General features: G+C 72.5%; 24 protein-coding genes. 14 read left to right on the plus strand and 10 right to left on the minus strand.

Annotated features, from left to right (window positions below; translation table 11 throughout):
• Positions 1-281: 281 nt before the first annotated feature.
• Positions 282-1262, minus strand: a complete 981-nt coding sequence (locus AB0K18_RS00640; protein ID WP_364907842.1) for an acyl-CoA dehydrogenase family protein — start codon at positions 1260-1262, stop codon at positions 282-284.
• A gap of 100 nt (positions 1263-1362) precedes the next feature.
• On the opposite strand from AB0K18_RS00640, the gene AB0K18_RS00645 reads away from it, so the two are divergent.
• The gene (locus AB0K18_RS00645) at positions 1363-2553 is read left to right on the plus strand and encodes an aminotransferase class I/II-fold pyridoxal phosphate-dependent enzyme (protein WP_364907845.1); all 1191 of its coding nucleotides are present in this window, start codon (positions 1363-1365) and stop codon (positions 2551-2553) included.
• Positions 2554-2732: 179 nt separating this feature from the next.
• Here AB0K18_RS00645 and AB0K18_RS00650 read toward each other — a convergent pair whose 3' ends face one another.
• From AB0K18_RS00650 to AB0K18_RS00665, 4 genes are all read right to left on the minus strand, one after another.
• Entirely contained in the window at positions 2733-2999 is a 267-nt protein-coding gene (locus tag AB0K18_RS00650; RefSeq protein ID WP_364907848.1) for a hypothetical protein, read from the minus strand.
• A 380-nt stretch (positions 3000-3379) separates the two neighbouring features.
• The gene (locus AB0K18_RS00655; protein WP_364907850.1) at positions 3380-4003 is read right to left on the minus strand and encodes a YoaK family protein; all 624 of its coding nucleotides are present in this window, start codon (positions 4001-4003) and stop codon (positions 3380-3382) included.
• Between the two features lie 98 nt (positions 4004-4101).
• Positions 4102-5850: a glycosyltransferase gene (locus AB0K18_RS00660; protein ID WP_364907853.1), complete on the minus strand. Its 1749-nt coding sequence runs from the start codon at positions 5848-5850 to the stop codon at positions 4102-4104.
• Between the two features lie 130 nt (positions 5851-5980).
• Positions 5981-7648, minus strand: coding sequence for an aromatic amino acid ammonia-lyase (locus AB0K18_RS00665; RefSeq protein WP_364907856.1), 1668 nt, complete (start codon positions 7646-7648; stop codon positions 5981-5983).
• Positions 7649-7722: 74 nt separating this feature from the next.
• On the opposite strand from AB0K18_RS00665, the gene AB0K18_RS00670 reads away from it, so the two are divergent.
• Positions 7723-7890 carry a hypothetical protein gene (locus AB0K18_RS00670; RefSeq protein WP_364907859.1) on the plus strand — a complete coding sequence of 56 codons (168 nt, stop codon included), beginning with the start codon at positions 7723-7725 and terminating at the stop codon, positions 7888-7890.
• A gap of 61 nt (positions 7891-7951) precedes the next feature.
• Here the strand turns inward: AB0K18_RS00670 and AB0K18_RS00675 are convergent, their stop codons facing one another.
• On the minus strand, positions 7952-9487 hold the full coding sequence (locus AB0K18_RS00675) for an MDR family MFS transporter (RefSeq protein WP_364909152.1): 1536 nt from the start codon (positions 9485-9487) through the stop codon (positions 7952-7954).
• 150 nt (positions 9488-9637) lie between these two features.
• Here AB0K18_RS00675 and AB0K18_RS00680 point away from each other — a divergent pair, with 150 nt between their 5' ends.
• The gene (locus tag AB0K18_RS00680) at positions 9638-10216 is read left to right on the plus strand and encodes a TetR family transcriptional regulator (protein ID WP_364907862.1); all 579 of its coding nucleotides are present in this window, start codon (positions 9638-9640) and stop codon (positions 10214-10216) included.
• Positions 10217-10300: 84 nt separating this feature from the next.
• Positions 10301-11614, plus strand: coding sequence for a hypothetical protein (locus AB0K18_RS00685; protein ID WP_364907864.1), 1314 nt, complete (start codon positions 10301-10303; stop codon positions 11612-11614).
• Positions 11615-11647: 33 nt separating this feature from the next.
• On the opposite strand, the gene AB0K18_RS00690 is transcribed toward AB0K18_RS00685, so the two are convergent.
• Positions 11648-12370 carry a 4'-phosphopantetheinyl transferase superfamily protein gene (locus AB0K18_RS00690; RefSeq protein WP_364907867.1) on the minus strand — a complete coding sequence of 241 codons (723 nt, stop codon included), beginning with the start codon at positions 12368-12370 and terminating at the stop codon, positions 11648-11650.
• Positions 12371-12454: 84 nt separating this feature from the next.
• Between AB0K18_RS00690 and AB0K18_RS00695 the strand changes: the two genes are divergently transcribed.
• Positions 12455-13237, plus strand: a complete 783-nt coding sequence (locus AB0K18_RS00695) for an alpha/beta fold hydrolase (RefSeq protein WP_364907869.1) — start codon at positions 12455-12457, stop codon at positions 13235-13237.
• Positions 13238-13285: 48 nt separating this feature from the next.
• Entirely contained in the window at positions 13286-13762 is a 477-nt protein-coding gene (locus AB0K18_RS00700; protein ID WP_364907872.1) for a hypothetical protein, read from the plus strand.
• 113 nt (positions 13763-13875) lie between these two features.
• Here AB0K18_RS00700 and AB0K18_RS00705 read toward each other — a convergent pair whose 3' ends face one another.
• Positions 13876-14304: a cold shock domain-containing protein gene (locus AB0K18_RS00705; protein WP_364907874.1), complete on the minus strand. Its 429-nt coding sequence runs from the start codon at positions 14302-14304 to the stop codon at positions 13876-13878.
• Positions 14305-14648: 344 nt separating this feature from the next.
• Here AB0K18_RS00705 and AB0K18_RS00710 point away from each other — a divergent pair, with 344 nt between their 5' ends.
• Positions 14649-14990: a hypothetical protein gene (locus tag AB0K18_RS00710; RefSeq protein ID WP_364907876.1), complete on the plus strand. Its 342-nt coding sequence runs from the start codon at positions 14649-14651 to the stop codon at positions 14988-14990.
• Here AB0K18_RS00710 and AB0K18_RS00715 read toward each other — a convergent pair.
• Positions 14951-16114: a citrate synthase/methylcitrate synthase gene (locus AB0K18_RS00715; protein WP_364907879.1), complete on the minus strand. Its 1164-nt coding sequence runs from the start codon at positions 16112-16114 to the stop codon at positions 14951-14953. The genes AB0K18_RS00710 and AB0K18_RS00715 overlap by 40 nt on opposite strands.
• A gap of 282 nt (positions 16115-16396) precedes the next feature.
• On the opposite strand from AB0K18_RS00715, the gene AB0K18_RS00720 reads away from it, so the two are divergent.
• From AB0K18_RS00720 to AB0K18_RS00745, 6 genes are all read left to right on the plus strand, one after another.
• A complete protein-coding gene (locus AB0K18_RS00720; protein WP_364907880.1) occupies positions 16397-17140 on the plus strand; it encodes a hypothetical protein in 744 nt (247 codons plus the stop codon).
• Positions 17141-17186: 46 nt separating this feature from the next.
• Positions 17187-18476, plus strand: coding sequence for a tetratricopeptide repeat protein (locus AB0K18_RS00725; protein ID WP_364907883.1), 1290 nt, complete (start codon positions 17187-17189; stop codon positions 18474-18476).
• Positions 18477-18752: 276 nt separating this feature from the next.
• Positions 18753-18959 carry a cold-shock protein gene (locus AB0K18_RS00730; RefSeq protein WP_139637865.1) on the plus strand — a complete coding sequence of 69 codons (207 nt, stop codon included), beginning with the start codon at positions 18753-18755 and terminating at the stop codon, positions 18957-18959.
• 128 nt (positions 18960-19087) lie between these two features.
• Positions 19088-19579, plus strand: coding sequence for a hypothetical protein (locus AB0K18_RS00735; protein ID WP_364907886.1), 492 nt, complete (start codon positions 19088-19090; stop codon positions 19577-19579).
• A 43-nt stretch (positions 19580-19622) separates the two neighbouring features.
• Entirely contained in the window at positions 19623-20093 is a 471-nt protein-coding gene (locus AB0K18_RS00740) for a SigE family RNA polymerase sigma factor (protein WP_364907889.1), read from the plus strand.
• Positions 20090-21229, plus strand: coding sequence for a hypothetical protein (locus AB0K18_RS00745; protein ID WP_364907891.1), 1140 nt, complete (start codon positions 20090-20092; stop codon positions 21227-21229). Before AB0K18_RS00740 ends, AB0K18_RS00745 begins: the two co-directional genes overlap by 4 nt.
• Before the next feature lie 41 nt (positions 21230-21270).
• Here the strand turns inward: AB0K18_RS00745 and AB0K18_RS00750 are convergent, their stop codons facing one another.
• Positions 21271-22659 (minus strand): APC family permease, encoded by a 1389-nt coding sequence (locus AB0K18_RS00750; RefSeq protein WP_364907894.1) that lies wholly within the window; start codon positions 22657-22659, stop codon positions 21271-21273.
• Positions 22660-22947: 288 nt separating this feature from the next.
• Here AB0K18_RS00750 and AB0K18_RS00755 point away from each other — a divergent pair, with 288 nt between their 5' ends.
• The gene (locus AB0K18_RS00755; protein WP_364907897.1) at positions 22948-24156 is read left to right on the plus strand and encodes an SRPBCC family protein; all 1209 of its coding nucleotides are present in this window, start codon (positions 22948-22950) and stop codon (positions 24154-24156) included.
• The last annotated feature ends 94 nt before the right edge of the window (positions 24157-24250 follow it).

Genomic DNA, 24250 nt, shown 5'->3' on the forward strand with positions numbered 1-24250 from the left:
TTCATCCAATTCCGCGCGAGTGTGCGCTGCCGGGCAGTCGTGGACGTGCTGCCGCCCCCGAGGTTGCCCGCCACGACCGGTGCGCTTGTGGTTCGTCCACTATGCCGATGGGGCAGATGTACTTCAAGGTACGGATGCGAAGAATCATCGCGAATGACGTGTTGACTCTTTGTCAACACACGGTTCGTGAACCGTGACCGCCGTCACATCCACGCACAGTGACGAATCCGGGTAATTGATCAAATGACCGATCGCAGGACCGGTCAAATGAGCGATCACGATCAGACGAACGCGCCGTGCCCCGTCACCGCGCGCCCGACGATCTGCATCTTCGCCAGGCGCACCACCATGCCGAGGCAGGCGGTGGCGTTGCCCAGCATCTTGACCAGCAGGTCCTGCACGAGCTGGAACGCCGCGATGGGCCGGCCGAACTGCTCACGTTCACCGGCGTAGCGCAGCGCGATCTCGTACGCCGCGATCATGATGCCGACCGCCTGCCAGGCGACGCCGCTGCGGGTCCTGCGCAGGATCTTCGCGGTGTCGCGAAAGGAGGAGGCGCCGGCCAGCCGGTGGGATTCGGGCACCCGGCAGCCCCGCAGCGTGATGTCGGCGTTCTGCACCGTGCGCAGCGCCATCTTGTTCTCGATCTTCGTGGCGGTGAACCCGGGCGTGCCCTTCGCCACCACGAACCCCTTGACCTGCCCGTCCTCGACGTCCTTGGCCCACACCACGATCAGGTCGGCGAACGTGCCGTTGCCGATCCAGCGCTTGGCGCCGTCGAGCACCCACGTGTCGCCCTCGCAGCGGGCCGTCGTCCGCATGCCGCCCGCGACGTCGGAGCCGCCCTCCGGCTCGGTGAGCGCGAACGCGCCGATCTGCTCCATCCTGCTCATCGCCGGCAGCCACCGCTCGCGCTGCTCCGGCGAGCCGCAGGCGGCGATGCTGCCCATGGCGAGGCCGGTGTGCACGCCGAAGAACGTCGCCATCGACGGGTCCGCGTGCGCCATCTCCAGCGCCAGGAACCCGCTGAGCAGGCCGCTCGGCTTCGACCCAGGGCACTCCGGCAGGGCGAGCCCGGCGACGCCCAGCTCCGCGTACCCCTTGACCAGGTCGATCGGGAACTCGGCGCGCACCCAGCAGTCGTTGGCGATGGGCACCACCTTGTCGTTGAGGAACTCGCGCACCCGCAGCAGCGTCCGCCGCTCGTCGTCGGCGAGCAGGCTCTCGAACTGGTAGAAGTCTCCGGTCAGCAGCTCCGACATGGCCGCCCCCTACCCGGCTCCCGTCCCGCGACACGACGCCGGGGCGCGAGAAGAGGCAGACTGGCGCGCGTCTGGTACACCGCCGCGCAGAAGGGTCGTGATGATGCTCGACGCGTTCGCCAGGTGCCGGCTCCATGAGGACTTCGAGCCGGTCACCGAGATGGGCGCCAATCCGTACTACCGGCCGGTGGAGGAGCGGCTGGCCACCGGCGAGGTGCGGGTGGACGGGCGGGTGCTGGTGTCGGCCGGGTCCAACGACTACCTCGGGCTCTCGGCCGACCCCAGGCTGAAGGACGCCGCCTGCCGGGCGGTGCGCCGCCTGGGCACCGGCACGTCGGGCTCGCGCCTGGTCAACGGCTCTCTCGCGCTGCACGAGACGCTGGAGTCGAGGCTGGCGGCGTTCCTCGGGCAGCAGGCCGCCATGGTGACGCCGAGCGGGTTCCTCGCCAACATGGCGCTCGGCGCCCTGGTCGGGCCGCGCGACACCGTCCTCGCCGACCAGCTCATCCACGCCTCGCTCATCGACGCCGTCCGTGTCTCCCGCGCCCGCCTGCGCCGCTACCGCCACAACGACATGGAGCAGCTGGACCGGCTGCTCGACGGCTGCGACCCGGCCGCCGCCGCGCTCGTGCTCACCGAGGGCATGTTCTCCACCACCGGCACGCTGTGCGACCTGCCCGGCACCGCCGCCCTGGCCCGCCGCCACGGCGTGCGCCTCGTCCTGGACGGCGCCCACGACATCGGCCTGTTAGGCGCGGCAGGCCGCGGCGCCGCCGAGCACTTCGGCCTGGAGAGCGCCGTGGACCTGCACACCCTGGCCTTCTCCAAATGCTTCGGCACGACGGGCGGCGCCGTCGCCGGACCCGCCGACATCATCGTCTACCTGCGCCACCACGCGCGCTCGATGGTCTACTCGGCGGCCCTGTCACCGGCGAGCACCGCCGCCGCGCTGGCCGCGCTCGACATCATCGAGACCGAGCCCGAGCGCCGCCGCCGCGCGCTGGCCGCCGCCGACCGCCTGCGCGCCGACCTGTCCGGGCTCGGCTACGACACCGGCGGCTCGCGCACCACGATCATCCCCGTCCACGTCGGCGACATCGTGCCGTGCTGCCTGCTGTGGCGGGAACTGTTCGCCGAGGGCGTCTTCGCCACCGCCATGGTGCCGCCCAGCGTGCCGGAGGGCCGGGCGCTGATCCGGGTCAGCGCCACGGCCCTGCACACCGACGCCCAGCTCGACCGCATCGCCACCGCCTTCGCGGTGGCCGGCCGCCGCCTGGGCCTGATCCCCTGATCAGGGACGGAAGTCGGCCGCCGACAACCTCCCGCCCATGATCATGAGGACCGCCACCAGCGCCGTCCAGCCCGTCTGGTGCGCCGCGCCCAGCCCGGCCCCGCCGCACCCGGAACACCTCGTCGAAGCCGGGCCCCAGCGGGTCGGCGGCCCCGGCGGCCCCGGCGGCCTCGGCATTCTCAGCGGCCGACAGCCGCACCCGCACGGCCGGGCAGGTCGTCGGGGCCGGCCTTGGCGTACTCCACGACCACGTCGAAGTAACGGTCGCCGGCGAAGATGCCCGTGTCGAGCAGCTCGTACTCGAAGGCGTGCGCGTCCCTGGCCGCGTTCGTCACCACCAGGTCGGAGTACGGGAACGCCGCCTGCGGATACTTGTACAGGAAGCGCATGTAGGAGTGAGTGGGCGTGCTGTCGAGGTAGAAGTAGTACGTCCTTGACGTCCTCACCGTGGTTGCCCTCGCTCGTCAGCCCGAACGGCCGCTCCTTCAGGATCGGGTCGCGCCCGTTCCACAGCGCGGGCGACAGGCACGGCCGCTGCTTGTCGTCGCTGACCCCGCCGAGACCGTCCTCACCCCAGCGGTACGCCCTGGAGCGGGCGTGGTCGTGCGGGAAGAAGGTCCAGGCGTCGCCGTTCCCGCTGTAGTCCTCGCGGACCGTGCCCCACTGGCGCTCGCTCAGGTACGGCCCCACCTGCGCCAGGGCGCGTCCGGGTGCGGCCGACTGCGCGAGCCGCGCTCGTTCGGCATCCGGGTGTGTGTCCATGGCGGCAGCATCCACCCGGATCCCGCCGTTGCCTGCTCGCCACGCGGTGACGTCCATGAGGCGGTCACGCGTAGGCGCTGGCGGCCAGGGTGACGGTCACCGCGAGCAGCGCGAGCGCGGGGGCCGCCAGGGGGAGCAGGACGACCAGCAGCGTGCCGCCGGCCGCGCCGAGCACCAGCGCGCCCAGCACCGCCACCAGCTCCGGCCCGTGCGGCTGTCCCGTGCCCGGGGTGAGGTGGCGGGCGATCGTGCTGGTCAGTGCGCCCGTGATGAACGTCGTCGAGCCGATGAACGTGTGCAGCCGGTGCGTCACCGCGCTCTGCATGCCCATGGCCAGCGCGGCCGTCGCGATCAGCACCAGCTGCGGCCCCGACAGCGCCCACCCCGTCAGCAGCATGACCAGCAGCCCCGCCTCCGCCGCCACCGCCAGCCTGGTGCGCACCGCCCACCCGCGCACCCCGCGGGTGAACCGGAACGCCAGCACCAGCCCGCAGGTGAACGCGACGAACGCCACCAGCGAGCCCACCGCGTCGGCGAACCTGCCCCGGCTCGCCGACACGCCCAGCAGCACCAGGTTGCCGGTCATGTTCGAGGTGAACACCTGGCCCAGGGAGAGGAAGGTGAAGGCGTCGACGGCTCCCGAGGCCAGCGCCATGGTCAGCACCGGCAGGCGAGGGACGGATCGCATCCCCCCATCGTCCGACGCCGGCCCCGCTCACCCGGGGAGGACGCGCTGACCGTCTGACTGCTTCCTCGCCGCTCGCGAAGGGATGACGCGCTAACCGCCTAGCTGCTTCCCTGCTGCTCGCCCGCCTGCGGCTCCGGCAGCGGGGTGGCGTCCTGCGCTGGCTTCTGGCCGTTGGCGGGGAGGCGGTTGAGGACGCGGCGGCGGATGACGCGCTTGACGCGGCCCGTCAGGGTCGTCGGCGCGGCGGGCTGCCGGCGCTGCGCCGCGTGCAGCTCGCGGCGCAGCGTGCCCACCTCACGCCGCAGCTCCACGGCGCTCTTACGCCACTTGCCCGCCTCCTCGCGCCACTTGTCGACCTGGCCGCGCAGCCGCTCGGCCTCCTTGGTCAGCCTGGCCACCTCGGCCTCCGCCTGCACCCGCGCCTTGTAGGCCGCCCGCCGCCCCACCACCTCGGGCAGCCCCTCGGCAGGTGCGGCGGAGAACGCGTACTCCTCGCCGGTCACCCACCGCACCCCGGACACGTCGTCCACCGCGTCGTCCAGCGGCTCACCGGGACGCGCCACGAGCCGGGCCCGCGCGAACGACGACACGCGCTCCAGCCGCGCCTCGGCCACGGCGTCGGCGGCCTCCTCCAGCAGCACCCTGACCAGTCCGAGCCCCTCGTTGCGCATCAGCCTCAGCAGCCGCGCCACGCTGTCCTCGCCCGGCACCCACCCGGCGGGCAGCCGCAGCACGAACGGCGTCGACGGGTCCACCTCCTCGGCCGTCGCCAGGCGTACCCGGCCCTCGTGCTCGTAGTGGCCGTGGACCAGCACCAGGTCGAGGTTGGGGTCCTTGAGGGGGGCGCGGCGATCGCGGTCGAGGGTGTCCCAGGGGCCGGTCACCACCACCGACAGGTCCGCCACCGTCGAGGCGAGCAGCGCGTCCACGCTCGCCCGCACGGACTCGTACCCGGCGATGCCCGGGACGACGGCGGTCACCTGCGGCACCTTCCACTGCCGCCCTGGATGACCGCGCAGCCACTGGTAGGTGGGGATGCGGTCGGCGACGAAGGCGTGGCTGACCCGGTCGATGCGCTGCTGGTGCCGCATCCGCATGGTCGGCCCGAGGTGGTAGGCGCGGGCCGCCGGCTCCGGTACGAACACCGCCCCCGCCTGCGCGAGCCGGTAGCCCATCTCGGTGTCCTGCCCGAGTATCAGCTCCTCGTCCATGGGCCCCGCGGCCTCGATGAGCCGCCGGCTCGCCGAGGTCGCGCCGCCGACGTGCAGGCTGAACGGCCGCACCGGGTTGTTCGTGAGCCCGTCGGTGCGCTCCACCAGGCCCACCAGCCAGGCGTGCGGCTCGGCCGGCTCGAACGCCGCCTCCAGGTCGGCGGGCAGCTCGGCGGGCAGCTCGGCGCTGGTGAAGCGGATGTAGCCGGTCACCGACAGGTAGGGCGCGGCGTGGTGCCAGCGCATGTGCGCGTCGAGCGCGCCCGGCGTGAGCACCACGTCGGAGTCGAGCCAGTGGATGACGTCGCCGTCCGCCGCGGCCAGTCCGGCGTTGCGGGCGGCGGCCCGTCCTGGCCGCTCGCACACGACCAGGTGCGCGGCGCTGCCCTCGGGCACCCGCAGCGGCGGCGAACTGCCGTTGTCCACCACGATGACCTCGGTCAGCTCCGCCGGGTACGTCTGCCGCGCCAGCCCCTGCAGCACCAGGTCCAGCTTGTCCTGGGCGCCGTAGGCGGGGATCACCACGCTGACCCGCAGCCGGGGCGTGTAGTCCTCCGGCGGCCGCAGGACACGGTAGTCGTTGCCGCGGACGCGCGGCACCTGGCTGTCGGCACGGTCCCGAGGGGTGGCGGACATGCGCGTTGCTGCTCCCTCATGCGTCGGTCGTGGCATTGGCGAGAGCCCACTGTAGAGCCCTTACCTGAGAAAGCAACGAGCCGATATCGCGGGATTCAGGGTTGTCGCAGGTCAGGATTGTCAGGATCTGTCAAGGAAGGGGGGCGCCCGGCGGCAGGAGACGTCCGCCGCGTACCAGCGCGACGACCCGCTCCAGGTCGGGCGTCAGGTAGCGGTCGTCGCCGAGCGGCGCGACGTGCCGGCGCAGCTCCGCGTGCAGGGCGCGGGCGGCGGGGCCGAGCGGCAGGCCCGCCATCCTGTCCGCGATCAGGTCGATGCCCTGGGCCGCCATCAGGTACTGCACGGCCAGCACGACCTCCAGCCGGTCGAGGTTCTCGTGCAGGTGGCGGGCCGAGGCCATGGCCATCGTGTTGTGGTCCTCCTGGCCGTCCTTGACCGGGCGGGACAGCGTACCGGCCGGGGTGGCCCTGACCTGCAGCTCGGGGATCAGTGCGGCGGCCACGGTCTGCGCCTGCACCATGCCGGAGTTCAGCCCGGGGGTGCCGCCCGCGAGGTTCGCCGGCAGGCCGTAGCTCCACCGGGGCGACAGCAGCCGCCCGGACAGCTCCTGCGACAGGACGGCGACGTCGGCGATCTCCGCGTTCATGCTGTCGGCGAGGTGCCCCATGATCGAGGCGTCCCAGTTGCCGCCCATGACGAACTCGTACCCGGCGCCCTGCTTCTTCCTGAAGACCAGCGGGTTGGAGGTGGCGGAGTTCGCCTCGCGGACCAGGGTGCGGCGGGCGTCGGCCAGCACGTGCCGCAGCCCGGCCAGGATGTGCGGCGCGGCCCGTACCGACACCGCGTCCTGCACGCGCGGCTCGTAGTGCTCGGGGTCGAGCCGCTTGCGGCCCTCCTCCGTCATCCAGCCCGAGCCCGCCACCATCGCCCGCAGCCGGGCCGCGACCGCGTTCTCCTCGGGGATGTGCCGTTCTTCGTGCGTACGCGCGTCCAGCGCCCCCTGCTCGGCCCTGGTCGCCTCCATGAACAGCGCCAGCGCGCCCTCCGCCTGCCCGGCCAGCACCGTGGCCCGGCGTACGGCGTCCATGAGCAGGGCCGCCACGACCGTGCTGCCGCTGACGATCGGCAGCGCCTCGCCCGCCTGGAGGGTGAAGCCGGCGGGCAGCCTTGCTTTGGGCAGCAGGGCGGAGGCGGGGCCCTCCTCGCCGCCGTACCGCACCGGCGCCTCCTCGCCGATCGCCGCCAGCCCGGCCGCGGCCTGCGGCTGCAGGTCGCCGGTGCCGAGCGAGCCGATCTGCGGCATCAAAGGCACGACCCCGGCGTTGACCAGGGCCAGCAGCCGTTGCGGCACGTCGGGGCGGACGCCGTACCTGCCTCTGGCCATCTGGTTGGCCTTGACGATCAGCGCCAGCCTGGCCACGTCGTCGCGCAGCGGCTCGCCGACCCCCGCGGCGTGCGAGCGCAGCACGTTGCGCTGGAACCGCTCGGCCTGCTCCGGCGTGAGCGGCCGGTCCTTGAGCGGGCCGAGCGCCTGGTTCCAGCCGTACACCCGCTGCCCGTCCTTCAGCGCGGCCAGCGCGCCCGCCCTGGTGCGCGCCATCGTGGCCCGCGCGGTCCCGGCGATCCTGGCCGCGACGGGGCGGCCCTCCAGGATCGCGAAGGCGTCGTCGAGGGTGAACGAGCGGCCGTCCAGCACCAGGTTCAGCGGGCGCGGCGCGACCGGTTCGGCCGTGGCCCTGGCCGGTACGAGCAGCGCGGCCAGCAGGCCCATTCCCGTGACGATCCGTACGGCTCTCATCGGACCTGTATAGGCGGGAAGCGCGCGGGTCCCGGCGGCGCCGGGCGGAGAGCTGACCCGATCAGGAAGAAGTGATGAGACCCCCGGTACTGTCGGGACCCATGGAGATCTGGATCAACCCGGCCTGCTCCAAGTGCCGCGCCGCGCTGTCCGTGGTCATCCAGCGGCCGATCACCGCCGACGACGGAACGGCCGTGGTCGCCCGGACGGAGGAGGCCGTACGGTCCGTCCTGCCGCGGTGAAACGGAAGGCCGCGTCCCCGCGGGCGAGACGGGGACGCGGCCTTCCGGGCTTTCCTGACGGTCAGGCCGGGGCCGGAGCCTCGTCCTTGACCGGCGGCGTGGGCAGGTCGAGGCTGTCACGCAGCTTGGCCGGCTTGAGGAAGAACGCCGCGATCAGGCCGACGAGCGCGATGCCGACCGAGACCATGAAGATGTGGCCGGTCGCGTCGCCGTACGCGGCCCTGACGATTCCTCTGAGCGGCTCGGGCATCGAGGCGATGTCGAGGCTGCGCCCCGCCTCACCGCCGGCCACCGGGATGCCGGCCTTGGCCAGGCCCTCCGCGATGTTCGTGGCCACCCGGTTGGCGAGCACCGCGCCCAGCACCGACACGCCGACGGTGCCGCCGAGCGAGCGGAAGAAGGTGATCGCGCCGCTCGCCGCGCCGATCTCGCGCAGCGGGACGGTGTTCTGGATGACGAGGACGAGGTTCTGCATCGACATGCCGACGCCGACGCCGACGAGGAGCATGTAGATCGAGACCAGCACCAGCGACGTCTCGTGGTCGATGGTCGCCAGCCCGGCGAACCCGGCCAGCAGCACGACCAGCCCGGTCAGGATGTACGGCTTCGTCTTGCCGCTCTTGGAGACCATCCGGCCGCTGATCGTCGAGGAGAACAGCACGCCGACCATCATGGGGATGGTCAGCAGGCCCGCCGCCGTGGGCCCGTAGCCGCGGCCGATCTGGAAGTACTGGCCGAGGAAGACAGCCCCACCGAACATGGCCATGCCGACCGCGAGGCTGGCGAGGATGGCGAGCGCGGGGTCGCGGCGCTTGATGACGTGCAGCGGCACGACCGGCTCGCGGACCTTGGTCTCGACGAACGTGGCCAGCGCGAGCAGCAGCACGCCGCCGCCGACCATGGCGAGGGTCTGCCAGGACAGCCAGGCGAAGGAGTTGTCGACGAAGGTCACCCAGATGAGCAGCACGCTGACGCCGGCGGCGATGAGGCCGGCGCCCCAGTAGTCGATGCTCACGTCGGCCCGGCGCACGGTCGAGACGTGCAGCGTCTTGGCCAGCAGCGCGAAGGCGGCGATGGTGAACGGCACGGCGATGAAGAAGCACCAGCGCCAGCCGAGCCAGGAGGTGTCGGCGATGAGGCCGCCGAGCAGCGGGCCCGCGACGGTGGCGACGGCCATGACGGCGCCGAGGTAGCCGTTGTAGCGGCCGCGCTCCTTGGGAGAGATCATCGCGGCGATGACGACCTGGGTGAGGATCTGCAGCGCGCCCATGCCGAGGCCCTGGATGGCGCGGAAGGCGATGAGCTGGCCGGTGTTCTGGGCGAACCCGCAGGCCAGCGAGCTGACCATGAAGATCACGATGGAGATCTGGAGCAGCAGCTTCTTGTTGAACAAGTCGGCGAGCTTGCCCCAGATCGGCGTCGAGGCGGTCGAGGCCAGCAGGGATGCGGTGACGACCCAGGTGTACTGCGACTGGCTGCCCTTCAGCGAGCCGATGATCTGGGGCAGCGCGACGGAGACGATGGTGCCGCTGATCATGGCCACGAACAGGACGAGCAGGAGGCCGCTGAGGGCTTCGAGGATTTGGCGGTGGGTCATCGGCTCCGCCGCGGACGGCGCGGCCGGCTGGGCACTCACACGCAACCTCCGATCAAGGGTGTTAAGGGAAGCAACTGGGATACTTTACATGCTCAGATGGCAACTTTGCGCATTGAGCATTTATTCCCAGTGGGTAAACTGTGTCGCACCATGGGAAGTACAGCAGGGTTGCGCGAACGCAAGAAGGCCGAGACGCGGCGAGCGGTGCACGAGGCCGCGCTGCGGCTCACCGTCGACCACGGGCTCGACCACGTCACCGTCGAGGCCATCGCCGACGCCGCCAACATCTCGCGGCGGACGTTCTCCAACTACTTCGACGGCAAGGAGGACGCTCTGCTGTACGGGGACGAGCAGATCCTCGGCACCCTCGTCCACCGCGTGCGCGCGCAACCCCGCGACCGCTCCGCCTGGCTCGCGCTGCGCGGGGCGGTGGAGAGCCTCTTCGAGGAGTACGGCGGGCCCGACCGCGAGTGGCACCTGCGCGCCCGCCTCGCCATGCGGCACCCGTCCCTGCTGGCCCGGCAGCTCGCCGGCCGGATCCGGCTGGAGCACGACCTGAGCGAGGCGATGGCCGAACGCGAGTGCCCCGTCGAGCCCCGGCTCGTCGCGGCCGTGTTCATGGCGGCGCTGCGGGTGGCGAGCCAGCAGTGGTGCGCGGAGCACGAGACCCGCGAGCTCCCCGAGCTGATCTCCCAGGCCCTCGACCAGGTGGCCCAGCCCTTCACCTGATCTCCGGAGAAATCGGCTCTTGTCGCGGAGGAGGATCGCGGAGACACTCCGGGCGGGGGTCGCTCACGGGCCGGAGGGGTGCTCATGCGGGGTGTGAGGTGGCGGGCCGCGATCGCCGCGCTGCTGCTGACGTTCACCATGGGGGCCGCGGCGGCGCCCGGCGGGCGGGAGGCGTACGAGATCTGGCTGGTCGACCAGTCCGACACGAACGGGCTCGCCCACGGCGGCACCATCCACATCTACGACGGCCACGACGTCACCCGCCGCCTGTCGGACGCCCGCCCGTCGGACGTGATCGACCTGGGCGGCGCGACGTCCGCCCTGTGCCGGGCGAGCACGGGCCGCGACCCCGTCAGGCCGCACATGCTGGTCTTCAGCCGGCGCGACACGCACGCGGCGCTCGCCTTCGTCGCCAGCGGGCACGTGGTCGTCTTCGACGCCCCAGCGAGGCGGCCGCTCGCCTGCTTCGCCACCGAGACCGGCGCGGGCGGCGCCCGCCAGGCGCACGCGCTGTGGCCCACGGGCGACGACCGCCACCTGATCATCGCCAACCAGAACGGCAAGAAGCTGGAGCGCATCCGTACGGACTACGCGACGAACACCTTCACCCAGGAGCCCGCCGCCACGCTCGACCTGGCCGGCTGCACCACGCCGAGCGGCGCCCCCTGCGAGGCCCCTGGACTGCGCCCGGACAACGCGCCGATCTGCCCGTTCATCGCCTCGGACGACGGGCCCGTGTTCATCAGCCTGCGCGGCGGTGGCCTGTTCGCCGTGGACTGGCGCCGTACGCCGATGGCGATCGCGGGGGAGTACGACGCCGCGCACGTGCCCGCCAACGGCTGCGGCTTCGCCGAGGCGCACGGACGGGTGTTCGGCGACGGGGGCGGCGGCACCCCGGCCAACCTCGACCAGTTCACCGTCTTCCGGCTGCCGCGCACCGGCTACTCGGCCGCGAACCCGCCGAACACGCCGCCCGTCGAGCGCCTCTACGACGACGAGGCGCCGGACCGCGACGCGCACGGCACCCTGGTCAGCGCCAAGGACCGGTACGTCTGGGTGGGCGACAGGGACGCCAACGTGGCGGAGGTCTTCGACGGCCGCACCGGTGCGCACGCCGGCACGGTGCCGCTGACGTCGCGGTTCAGCGCCGACCCGACGGTGGACCTGTTCGCCTCGTCGCCGGACCGCGCCTGGGCGTTCGCCTCCACGCGCGGTCCGAACCCGCTCTCCGGCGACCCGCACTCCTCCCACGGCACCGACCCCGGCCTGCTGATACTCCGCCTCACGGGCGACGGCAGGACCGGTCAGGTACGCGGCCTGATCCCGATCACGAACGTGGACGCGGGCGGCGTCGAACGCGCCGACCCCCACGGCATCCGCATCCGCCGGACGTCATGAACCGTCATCGCATCCGCCGGACGTCATGGACCGTCATCCGGCGGGGGCGGGCAGCACGATCGCCGCGAGAACCAGCCCCTCGGCCGCCAGCCACCGCCCGGAGAACTCCTGCACCGCCCGTCCTCCGACGAGGGGCCCCTCGACGAGCAACCGCGCACGGAAGCCCCCGGCGACCGCACCGGCAGCGGATCCCGTCCCCGGCGCCGTCGCTCCCGGTGCCGTGACCGGGTCGGTGGTGAGGTCGATGCGGGCCTCCTCGAAGCCGAGCCACCGGCCCGTGAGCGGATACCAGGTCTTGTAGACGGCCTCCTTGGCGCAGAACAGCAGCCGCCCCCAGCTCACCCCGCCGTCGTCCGCCTGCTTCCTGACGAACGCGGCCTCCTCGGGCAGCGCGACCGTGTCGAGCACCCCGTCGGGCAGCGGCCCGTTGGGCTCGGCGTCGATGCCGACGGACGCCACCACCGACGAGTCGGCGGCCACCGCACCCCGGTAGCCGTCGCAGTGGGTGATGCTGCCCACGATGCCGTCGGGCCACAGCGGCTCGCCCCGCGTCCCGGACAGGATGGGCGCCGGCGGCCGGCCGAGCCGCGCGAGTGCCCGGCGGGCGCAGACGCGGGCCGCGGTGAACTCCCTGCGGCGCTTGGCGACGGCCCGGGCGACCAGCGCCTCTTCCTCGGGGAACAGGTCGCCGTCCGGATGGTCGTCGCCGCGCGACTCGACCGCGACGACCTGCGGGGGAAGGAGGTGGTCGATCACGTGGACACCGGGATCGGGCCGATCATGGCCTCATTGTAGGCGAGCGCCGGGCACGGAGATCGGCGTAAGTTGGGTGGACTTCTGATGATTCGTGCCACCCGCCTGGAGGACGACATGCCCGCCCGCGCCGCCGCCGACCGCGAGCCGTGGATCCGCTCCCTCCGCCCGGCGCCCGGGCACGCGGTCAAGCTGCTGTGCTTCCCGCACGCCGGCGGCTCGGCGAGTTACTACGTCCCGCTGGCGCGCAGCTTGCCGGATTCCGTCGAGGTGTACGGCGTGCAGTACCCGGGGCGGCAGGACCGCTTCGCCGATCCGATGATCGACGACCTCTTTGTGCTGGCCGAGCGCATCCACGAGGTGCTCAGCCCGCCGCTGGACGGCCCGGTCGCCTTCTTCGGCCACAGCATGGGGGCGACGGTCGCGTTCGAGGTGATCAGGCTCATGGAAGGCAAGGGCCAGACCCCGCCCGTACGGCTGTTCGCCTCGGCCAGGCGGGCGCCGTCCCGCTCGCGCGACGACGGCGTGCACCGGCTCGACGACAAGGGACTGGTGGCCGAGGTGAGCGCGCTGAACCCGTCGGCCGCGCACGCCTTCGCGGACGCCGACTTCGTCTCCATCGTGCTGCCCGCGCTGCGCAACGACTACCGCGCCGTCGAGCGCTACCGCTGCACCGAGGGCGCGACCGTGAGCTGCCCCATCACCACGTTCATAGGCACCGAGGACCCGAAGGTGACCGAGCCCGAAGTCCGCGCGTGGGCCGAGCACACCACCGCCGGCCTGGACCTGGAGCGCTTCTCCGGCGGTCACTTCTACGTCGAGGACCACTGGCCGCGGCTGGCCGCTCAGCTGACCCGCAGGCTCAGCTGAGCAAGATCGAGTTGCGCCGGACGAAATCGTCAGGAATTCTTGACGACTATGACGTTCAGGTGTGCTGACCTCCCCGACCACGAAGGCTTCGCCGCGCCGGTGCTCCCCGGCGGCGAGCAGGCCCCGACCTCGCCCGTCTTCACCAAGACGTTCGTCGGCTACCGGGCCTCGTGCTCGTGCGGATGGAGCGACCGCCGCCGGCTGCCGCCCACGTCCGAGGGCGCCAAGGACGCCGAATACCGGTGGTGGAGCGGGCACGTGCCGGCGCTGCTCGCCGCCGCGCCGCCGAAGGAGCTGGTGGTCAAGTCGGACCTGCTGTGCGAGCAGATCGTCCGGCTGGCCGGCGACCGCCCGCTCGCCGCGCTCTCCCTGCTGTCGCAGGTCGAGAGCTGGCAGCGCACACTGCTCGACCAGGCCGTCGCGGGCGCCAGAGCGGCGGGCGCCTCGTGGGCGGAGGTCGGCGAGGCGATGGGCATCTCCAAGCAGGCCGCCCACGAACGCTTCAGGTCCCACACAGACGCCTGAGCCGCCCGGCCCGGCCCGGCGGCTCGCTCGCACCCGCCCCCAAGGCCCGCCCTCGGACCCGACGCTCAGCCCGGAGGCAGGCTCCCGGCCCTGGACCGGCTACCGGTTCGGGGTCAGCTCTCGACCCACTTGTAGCTCTTCGCCAGCGACGACAGCTCCTGCCTGATGGCCACGATCTGGGTGCCCGTCAGCGTCGGGACCGTCGTGATGAGCAGCTCCGTGATCTCCCGCTTGAACTCCGACTCCGACAGCACCTCGCACAGGTCGTCGCCCGCGTTGCCCTCATGGGAGGGCACGTAGGAGCTCTCGTGGGAGTGCGAAGGCGCGACCGCGGCCCGCTGCCCGACGATGCGGACGTCGGACGCCTTCAGCCCCCGGTCGCCGCCCTCAAGCCGGAACTCCACGACCGTGCCGGGCCGTACGGCGTGCTTGTCGTCCAGCAGATCGTTGGCGTGCAGGAAGACGTCGGCACCGCCGCTGTCCGGCGCGATGAACCCATAACCCCGAACCTGATCGAACCGCAGAACCCTACCCGTTACCACCAGCACCTCACTCGACCAAACCGCGGGCGTTCCACCAGTTGAACACCCGTGCGCAGGCTATCGCGCGCCGCAGCGCAGGCACAACGGCCCGCCCCGCGAGCCGGATCACGGCCGCCCGGCGATGAGCCGCACGCCAGGGACGACCGCGGCCCCGGCCGCCCCCACCCGGGACGAACTCCGCACAATGCCCGTCGCCGGCACCCTCCTCGCGGGACGCTGGATCTGGAGGGCGTGGTGAAGAGCGTGGCCCCCGGCTCGGAGCGCGTCGTGAAGACCGCCGTGACCTTGTCCGACAGCAGCTTGGAGGACCGCGTCGCCGTGACACGTACTGACACCATCAGGACGTGGCCCGCGCGGGCCTGCCGCGACACGTTCGCGCCCGCGGTCCCGACCCGGTGCAGGGCGGGGAGCTGCCGCCGGGCCGGCACGGCCTCTACTTCCGGCCCGACCTGCCGATGGACGCGCTGCACCCCGACGGCACCCCGGCCCGCGACGGCGTCGTCCCGGACATCGACCTGCCGCGCCGCCTGACCGTCCTCAGCCGGCGCGCAGGCGGCGCGCCGCCCGTGCCCGTGCCCGTGCCCGTGCCCGTGCCAGGGGCGGATCGCCCACCCTGGGCCCCGCCTCATGGGCGGAGCCTCCGGCGTCAGGCGGGCACCGGCTGCGGCGGGGTGTCACCCACGTAGCGCGCCGCCGGTCGAATGATCTTGCTGTCGGCGGCCTGCTCCAGGATGTTGGCGCACCACCCGACCGTACGGGCGGCGGCGAACGTCGGCGTGAACATCGAGCGCGGTACCCCGCACAGCTCCATCACCACGCCCGCGTAGAACTCGACGTTGGTGTGCAGGTCGCGGCCCGGCTTCAGCTCGGCCAGGATCTCGATGACCCGCCGCTCCACCTCGTGCGCGAAGTCCACCAGGTCGCCGCCGAAGCTCCGCGCGATGCCCGACAGCATGCGCGAGCGCGGGTCCTCGGTGCGGTAGACGGGGTGGCCGAAGCCCATGATGCGGTCGCCGGCCAGCACGCGGTCGCGGACCCAGGCGTCGATGCGGTCGGGGGTGCCGATCGCGTCGAGGGTGTCCAGGGCACGGCTCGGGGCGCCGCCGTGCAGCGGCCCCGACAGCGCGCCCAGCGCGCCCACCACACAGGACGCCAGGTCGGCGCCCGTCGAGGCGGTCACCCGCGCGGTGAAGGTGGAGGCGTTGAAGCCGTGGTCGACGGTCGAGATCAGATACTGCTCGATCGCCCTGGCGTGCGCGGGCTCCGGCTCCTCGCCGGTGAGCATGTAGAGGTAGTTGGCGGCGTACGTCAGGTCGTCGCGCGGCTCGACCGGCTCCAGGCCGAGCGAGAGCCGGTGCAGCGCGGTCAGCAGCGTCGGCGTCAGCGCGCTCACCAGCAGCGCGTCGTCAAGCCGCTGCTCGGGCCCGAGGTCGTAGAGCGGCCGCAGCCCGAGCACGGAGCCGGCCGCCGACACCGCGCCGCGCACGGCGTCCAGCGGGCCGCCGCCCGGCGTGGCCAGCGCGGGCAGCAGGGGCCGCAGCGCCTCGGGCACGTGACGCAGCGGCAGCGTGCGCTCGACGAAGCGCCGCCGTTCCCCGGCGGACGGCAGCGCGCCGAGCAGCATCAGGTGCCAGACGTCCTCGAACGTGCGCTTCTCCGCGAGCTCGATCGCGGAGTACTGGCGGTAGTGGTAGAAGCCCTCACGGCCGCGGACGTCGCTCAGGCGCGTCTCGGTGACGACGACGCCGCTGAGCCCCCTGGGCACCTCGATGCCGTGTCCGTTGCCCGCCGGCGCGGTGGTGCTGATCATGTGGTGAACCTCCTCCGATACCGGCACTCTCCGGCCTGCACCATGGGCTCGTCAACATTGATTTTCGTCCACGTGAGCGAGGTCACCGCAGGATTTACAGCACTTACCGCACCTCGGCATATTGATTTTCATCAACACGCCACGGTGAGGGCGAGCTGGGAGAACCACACCCGCCGATGCGTAACGCGGTGGTATAACTACTCACCGTAATCGACCAAGCGCGCCGGTGCGGACACCCCCGGCGCCGTCCCCCCGGCTCTTCCCCCCGAAGGAGCAGCAAGCATGCGCTCGACCCGTGCGTCCCTGGTCACGGGCGGCACCGCCCTCGCCGCCCTCCTGTTCACCGCCCAGCCCGCCGCTCAGCCTGCCGCGGCCGCCCCGGTCGGCACCGGCTGCCTCGCGTACGGGCAGGCCGGCAGCTACCTGTCCAGGGAGGGCGGGCTGAAGCTGACCCTCTCGCCCGGCTTCCTCGCCGAACTGCGGCGGGCGGGCATCGGGCTCTCCGCGCTCGGCCCGGTCGAGCTGGTGGACGGCGGCAAGGCCCTGTGGACGCCGGTCGGCGAGCGGTACGACACCGTCGCCACGCCCGGCGGCCGGATCTGCCACCCCGGCGGCTTCTCGTTCTCCGACCCCGAGACCAACGTGACGTACGAGATCGACACCTTCCGCATGGTGTTCGCGGCCACCGGCGGCAGCGCGCTCCTCGCCACCCCTGCCGTCAACGGGCGGCCACGGCCGCGCGGCGAGCTGACGATGGCCGGCTTCAGCCTCCGCGAGGCACTCGCGCCCGGCACGTTCGTCCGGCACGGCGGCGGCGTCGGCCCGCGCAAGGTCGCCCTGACCCTGCACCGGAGCTGGGCCGACGACCTCAACCGCGAGCTCGGCACCCGCCTGCGCGGCGGCGCCCACTGGGCCGACCTCGCCATCGCCTGGCAGGGCACGCCCAGCAGGCCCGTCCCCGCCGGGACGTCGCCCGGCCTGCGCGGCATCGAGCTCGTGAACGCCGCCATCCGCCGCATGTCCTGACCTTCCCGTCCCGTTCATCTCCCCACCACGAGGACACCCCGATCAGATGAAACGCGTACGGCTCGTGCTGCCCCTGCTGGGATGCGTGCTGGTGGCCTGTGCCTTGATGGCCATGTACGCCCCCACCGGGCTCCTGCGCCAGGAGGAGCCGCCGCCGGGCCCCGTGGGGTGGACGCCGCACGACCTGCCGGACGGCATCGAGGCCGTCCAGCGCCGACTGAGCCGCCACCCCGGCGACGCGGCGGGCTGGGCGAACCTCGGCCACCTGTACCTTCGTCAGGCACTCCGCACCGCCGAGACCTCCTTCCACGCCAAGGCCGAGGCGGCTTTGGAACGTTCCCTGCGGCTCGGCAGGCCCCGCGTCGAGGCCCTGATCGGCATGGGCGAGCTGGCCAACGCCCGGCACGACCATGCGGGCGCGGTCCGCTGGGCCGCCCGCGCCCGCACCGCCGCCCCCGACAACTGGGCGCTCTACGGCGTGCTCACCGACGCCTACCTGGCGCTGGGCCGCTACGACCAGGCCGGGCGGGCGCTGCGCCGCATGCTCGACGGCCGTCCCGACCTCGCCTCCTTCACCAGGGCCGCCCGCGTCGAACACCTGCACGGCCGCGTCGGGCCGGCTCGCGAGCTGCTGCGCCGCGCCTGCCAGGTCGCCGGCGACCCCGCCGAGTACGCCTTCTGCCAGTGGCGGCTCGGCGATCTCGCCTGGCACGAGGGCGACCCTTCCGCGGCGCGGGCGGCGTACACGCAGGCTCTCGCCGCCGACCCTGGCCACGTGCCCGCCCGTGCGGGCAAGGCGCGTACGGAGGCCGCGCTCGGCAACCCCGACCAGGCCAGGCGTGACTACGCCACCGCCGTCGCCCGCTCGCCCGCCTACGCCGTCGAGTACGGCGAGCTGCTCGACCACCTCGGCGAGCGCGAGGAGGCCAGGCGGCAGTACGCCGCGTTCGTGGCCCACCACAAGGTGCTGGCCGCCAACGGTGACACCGACCACTACGCCGTCGGGGTGTTCCAGGCAGACCACGGTGACGCGCGCGCCGCCGTACGGCATCTGCGGCTCGAATGGGCGCGGCGGCAGGCCGTCGAGGTCGCCGACGCGCTGGCCTGGGCGCTCCACCGGGCCGGCCGGTCCGCCGAGGCCGCCAGGTACGCCGCGCGCGCCGCCACGCTCGGCGGGCGCGACGCGCTGTTCTCCTACCACCGGGGCGAGATCGAGTACGCCCGCGGCCGCCTCGCCTGGGCGCGCACCCACCTGACGCGCGCCCTGTCCATCAACCCGCACTTCTCGCCAGGTGGCGCCGTGCGTGCCCGTGCCCTGCTGGCCCAGACCGCGTGACCGCCTTCCCCTCCCAGAATGCGGAGTAAACCTCTTAAATTCCGCACAAGCCACGATAAATGGACGACACTCACAATGCGTCAATGCCGAGGGGGTGTGCTAGCCTGATGGCGTTGCAGTTGTGGTTCCCATAAAAGACTTTGTGTGCGCCTGACAGATTGTAATCTTCGGGCGCATTTTTTGTTCGCCGGTCATTTCCGGATGGGCACATCGTGGCGACACGGATTCCGCAAGGTGCGGATTCCGTCAGATCTGCGCATATCTAAGGAGATCGACATGGCGACTGGCACCGTGAAGTGGTTCAACTCGGAAAAGGGCTTCGGCTTCATCGCCCAGGACGGCGGCGGCGCCGACGTCTTCGCCCACTACTCCAACATCGTCGCCAACGGCGGCTACCGCGAGCTGACGGAGGGCCAGAAGGTCTCCTTCGACGTCGTGCAGGGCCAGAAGGGCCCCCAGGCGGAGAACATCGTCGCCGCCTGACCCGCGTTCGCTGAGCCCGGGCACCTCACCGTGCCCGGGCTCTCGCGTGCCCGCCGATGAGTTCTCGCTCCGCGGACGGTCCAACCTTCCGTAAGCCCGTTTCCGGCGCGACGAGAGGACCCATCGCGATGAGCGAGGAGAAGATCACCCCCGCCGACCTGCCGTCCGGCCGTTCACCGGCCCTCGACCGCCTCGACGTGCTGGTGGGGGAGTGGAAGACGGCCGCCGTCTTCGACGCCGGCTTCTTCGGCCCCGGCAGCCCCGAGGTCGTCGGGCACGGCCGCACCACGTTCGCCTGGCTGAAGGGACGGCGGGTGCTCGCCCAGACCTTCACCAACGACCACCCCGACGCCCCCGACGGTATGTGCGCCATCGGCCTGAGCGACCAGCCCGAGGTGTTCGTCCAGCACTACCACGACTCGCGCGGCGAAACCCGCGACTACCTGATGACCCTCGAGAACGGCGAGCTGCGCTTCTGGCGCGCGGACCCGGCCTTCGCCCAGCGCTACCGCGGCACGGTCACGGCCGACGGCAAGACGATCGAGGGCGCCTGGGAGATCTCGGAGGACGGCCACACATGGCGCCACGACTTCAAGCTCATCTACACGAGGATCGGCTGACAGGTTTTTGCAACGGAAGCCGCGGCCCGGGCGTCCCTGGGAGGTGGAGTTCGAGGATTTCGTCCGGGCCAGGGGGCCGGCGCTGCTGCGATACGGCCTGGTGCTGACGGGGAACGCCGACGACGCCGCCGACCTGGTGCAGGAGGCCCTGCTCAAGCTGAACTCCACCTGGCGCCGGGTCAGGCGGAAGGACGACCCGGAGGGGTACGTCCGCACGATCATGGCCAGGCAGCACGTGACCTGGTGGCGCCGCCGCCGGCGCGAGCACCTCACCGACGAGGTGCCCTCGCCGGTCCACGAGGACGAGCACGACCTGCGCGAGGTCTGGCAGCGCCTGCGCGCCCTCCCGCCGAAGCAGCGGGCGGTGCTGGTGCTGCGCTATCACGAGGGGCTGGGCGACGACGAGATCGCCGCGATCCTCGGGATCTCCCAGGCGACCGTACGCAGCCAGGCATCGCGGGCCCTCGCCACCCTCCGCGTCCGCGCTCAGGCCCTGTCGGGGAGGCTCGCATGAGGACCGAGGACGAGCTGATCGAGGCCCAGTTGACCGAGGCGCTGCGGATGATCGCGGAACGCGCGCCGCAACACGACCTGCTGGCCGGCTTGGCGGAGCGCCGGCGCCGTCGCCGACACCGCCGGGCGCGGGCGGTGCTGGCGGCGGCGTGCGCGATCGCGCTCGGCTGGGGAGTGGCGGCCACCTGGCCCTCGCCGCTCCGCCCTGTCCTGAGCGCGCACGGCCCCCGAACGGACGGCGCTGGACCGGACGGCTCTGCCACGGACGGTGCTCGCACGGAGGGGGACCGGGCGACGGGCCTGCCGAGTGGGGCGGGGCGGGAGATCGAGCGGGTGTGGCCGGACGCGATGGTCACCATCCCGGCGGGCTATCGGCCGTTGGCCGCGATCGACGCCACGCGGCTGCTGGTCAGGCACGAGCCGGGGCAGATCGGCGTCTACGACGTGACGACCGGGCGGTTCGGTGCGGTGTTCACGCCGCCCGCCGACATGCGCGCGCTGACCGTCGATGAGGAGCACGCCGCCTGGCTGAGCAAGGGCTGGGTGTGGGTCGCTCCGCTGCGGGGCAGCGGGCAGGCGCGGCGGGCCGGTCGCGTGGAGACCGGCGCGGCGGGCGAGCCCGACCGGCTGGCGCTGGCGGGCGACGAGGTGGCCTGGTCGAGCCCGCTCGGCGGGATCTGGCGGCTGAGCCTCAGCGGTGGAGAGCCCGAGAAGGTGCCCCGGTCGGCCGGGCTCCAGCTCGCCGGCTGGCCCTGGGCCACCGACGAGCCGCTCGCCCTGCACGACAACCCCACCCGCATGGTGAACCTGGAGACCGGTAGGAAGGTGACGATCCGGGCGGCGTACGGCGTCGAAGGGCTGCGGTGCGGGCCCACCCGGTGCGTGGGGACCCGCGGCCAGGACACCGTGGTGCAGCGGCTGGACGGCCGCGACGTACGCGTACGGAAGGGGCTGAGGGAGCCCGGTTACCGTGACCGGTTCTTCGTCGGGCACCAGGGCGTCTACGACGCGCGGGCCGACCGCCTCGTCTCCTTCGCGCCGCTCACCCAGTGGTCGGGAGGAGACGGGGTGATCGCCTGGCGGCAGGGCGACGGGCTGCGGGTGGTGAACCTGGCGGCCGTGCCTCCGGCCCGGTGAAAGGGCCGCTCCCCGAGGGGAGCGGCCCTGGTGGCTGGGGGTCAGGCTCTTCTTCGTGACCACCAGGTGAGGCCCCACAGGAGCAGGCCGACCGCCAGCAGGACGCCCGCGATCTCGTACTGGCCGGCCGGGCGGCCGGAGGACCAGGGGAGCACCAGGTAGAGGCAGGTGACCGTGCCCACCACGGGCAGGACCCGGCCCGCCTTGAAGTGCTCGACGCCGGTGTCCTCGCGGCGCAGCACCAGGACGGAGACGTTGACCAGCGCGAACACCGCGAGCAGCAGCAGCGACGTGGTGCCGCCGAGCAGCGCGACGACCGGGCTGTCGGGCACCAGCGAGACGTAGGCGATGAGCAGCAGCGCGATGCCGGTGGTGAACACGATGGACGCGTGCGGGGTGCGCCGCGTCGGGTGCACCTTGGCGAGGAACGGCGGCAGCACGCCCTGCTTGCTCATCCCGTACAGCAGACGGCTGGCCATCAGCATGTTGATCAGCGCCGAGTTCGCGACGGCGAACATCGAGATGAACGGCAGCAGCTCGCCGATCGGCACCCCCGGCGCCGCCGTCTCCACCACCGTCACCAGCGGCGTCTCGCTCTCCGCCAGCCTGCCGACCGGCACCACCGCGACCGCGCAGATCGACACCAGGACGTAGATCAGCCCGGTGATGCCGATGCCGGTGAACATCATCCGCGGGAAGATCTTGGTCGGATTCTTCGTCTCCTCGGCCATGTTGACGGAGTCCTCGAAGCCGACCATGGCGAAGAAGGCCAGCGACGTGGCCGCGCTGACCGCGAGGAACACGCTCTTGTCCTCGGGCGTCTCGAACGCCACCACCCGGGAGAAGTCGGCCTGCCCGCCGGTGATGAAGTAGAGGCTGAGCACGATGACGAGCAGCAGGCCGGACAGCTCGATCGCGGTGAGCACCACGTTGACCTTGACGCTCTCGCCCACGCCGCGCAGGTTGACGGCCAGCACCAGCAGCATGAACGCCATCGCGATCAGCAGGATGACGGTGTTGCCTGCCTCGAAGCCGAAGCCGGTGGCGAGGTTCGCGGCGAAGGCCCGCGAGGCCGCCGACGCCGAAGTGATGCCGGAGCACATCACCGCGAAGCACACCAGGAAGGTCAGCAGGTGTTTGCCGAACGCCTTGTGGACGTAGAGCGCAGCGCCCGCCGCCTCCGGATATTTCGTGACCAGCTCCAGGTAGGAGCACGCCGTGATCAGCGCGACGATGAACGCGATGGCGAACGGCAGCCACGCGGCGCCGCCCACCTCGCCGGCCACCTGGCCGGTCAGGGCGTAGATGCCGGTGCCGAGGATGTCGCCGACGATGAAGAGCAGCAGGAGGCCTGGGCCCATCACCCGCTTGAGCGCGGGTTGGCCGTCGCTGCCCGTTTCCGCAGGGCCGGGGGGACTGATCTGTGACATAAGGGTCCTTGTCGTGCGTCAGCTGTACGGCTGCTGGGGGAGGGGAACACGTCCCGCGCGCGGGAACCTCGTGAGACGGGGGACCACGGCGCCGACGGGAGACTGCTCAGGCCGGACCGGCCGCGTGATCACGACAGTCATCCTGACACTTTACGGCTCCGGTGGTCATCCGTGAATACGTCGTCACGCAGAGTCGGCGCGCGCCTCGGTTAGCGCAGGTCATGGGCGGGTAGCGGCCCTCCGCGAGCATGAACGCGAGCATGATGCCGGGTGCGAACTGGGGGAGTCATGAGCACCTATCGCGACGTAAGCGCGGGGGACGGCCGGTCACGCCTTCCGATCGTCCTCAAGTCGGCCGGGGCGGGGGCCTGCGCGGGGGCCGCGGCCGTGTACCTGCTGGACCCCGCGCGCGGGCGGGCCCGCCGGGCGCGCGTCCGCGACCAGGCCGCGCACGCCACGCACGAGGTGCGGGACGGCGCCGGTGTGCTCAGCCGCGACCTGGGCAACCGCGGGCGTGGCGCGGGCGCCGCGCTGCGCTACCAGGTCAGCGGCCGCTCCGCCGACGACCGGGTGCTGACCGAGCGGATACGCGCCGAGCTGGGCCGCCACGTCAGCCACCCGCACGCCGTCCACGTCACGGTCGAGGACCACGTGGTGACGCTGGACGGCGACCTGCTGGCCGGCGAGGAGGAGCGGGCCAGGAAGGCCGTACGCCGCATTCCCGGCGTCAAGTCGGTCGTGGCCCGCTGGACCCCGCATCTCGACCCGACCGGCGTGCCCACGTTGCAGGGGCCTGGCCGGCCCCGCGAGCCCGTGCCCGAGCTGCTGCAGCAGCGCTGGTCACCGACCGCCAGGTTCATGGCGGGGGTGGCGGCCGCGTACGCGCTGACCGCCGCCCGCCGCCTGCCGGGCCCGCTCTCCTGGGTCGTCCGCACGGCGGGCGTCGCCGTGGCCGCCCGCGCGCTGACCAACCTGCCGCTGCGCAGGCTCACCGGCGTCAACGCCGGCCGGAGCGCGGTGGACGTGGCCGAGGCGGTCGAGATCGCCGCCCCGTCCGAGGCCATCTGGGAGCTGGTGAGCGACTATTCGGTCTTCGCCCGGGTCATGCCCGACGTGTACGAGGTGCGCCGCTCGCCCGACGGTGAGCTGTCGCACTGGATGATCAAGGGCCCGGCCGGGGTGCCGATCCGCTTCGACGCCACCGAGACCAAGCGCGACGAGGGCAAGGAGATCGCCTGGAAGTCCACCGAGGGGCAGCTCATCGCGCACACCGGATCGCTGCGGCTGGTGGACAGGGGGCGGGGCAGGACCCGCGTGCAGGTGCGGCTGACGTACAACCCGGTGGTGGGGGCCGCCGGGCACGCGATCGCCAGGCTCCTCGGCGCGGACCCGGGCCACAAGCTGCGCCAGGACCTCGCGCGGCTGAAGCAGCACGTCGAAGGCGAGCACCGGCGGCGCAGCGTCCGCGGGGAGCGCCCCGTCACCGTCGGCACCTGACCGGCCGGCGAGCCCACGACCCGCGCGGGTCGTGCCTGCGGGTCCGCAGGGGGCTTCGGGTGGTGGGCGGCCGGACCCGCTTCCGGTGGCGGCA

Origin of the sequence: Nonomuraea sp. NPDC049421 (assembly GCF_040677005.1) — a bacterium.
GTDB lineage: Bacteria > Actinomycetota > Actinomycetes > Streptosporangiales > Streptosporangiaceae > Nonomuraea > Nonomuraea salmonea.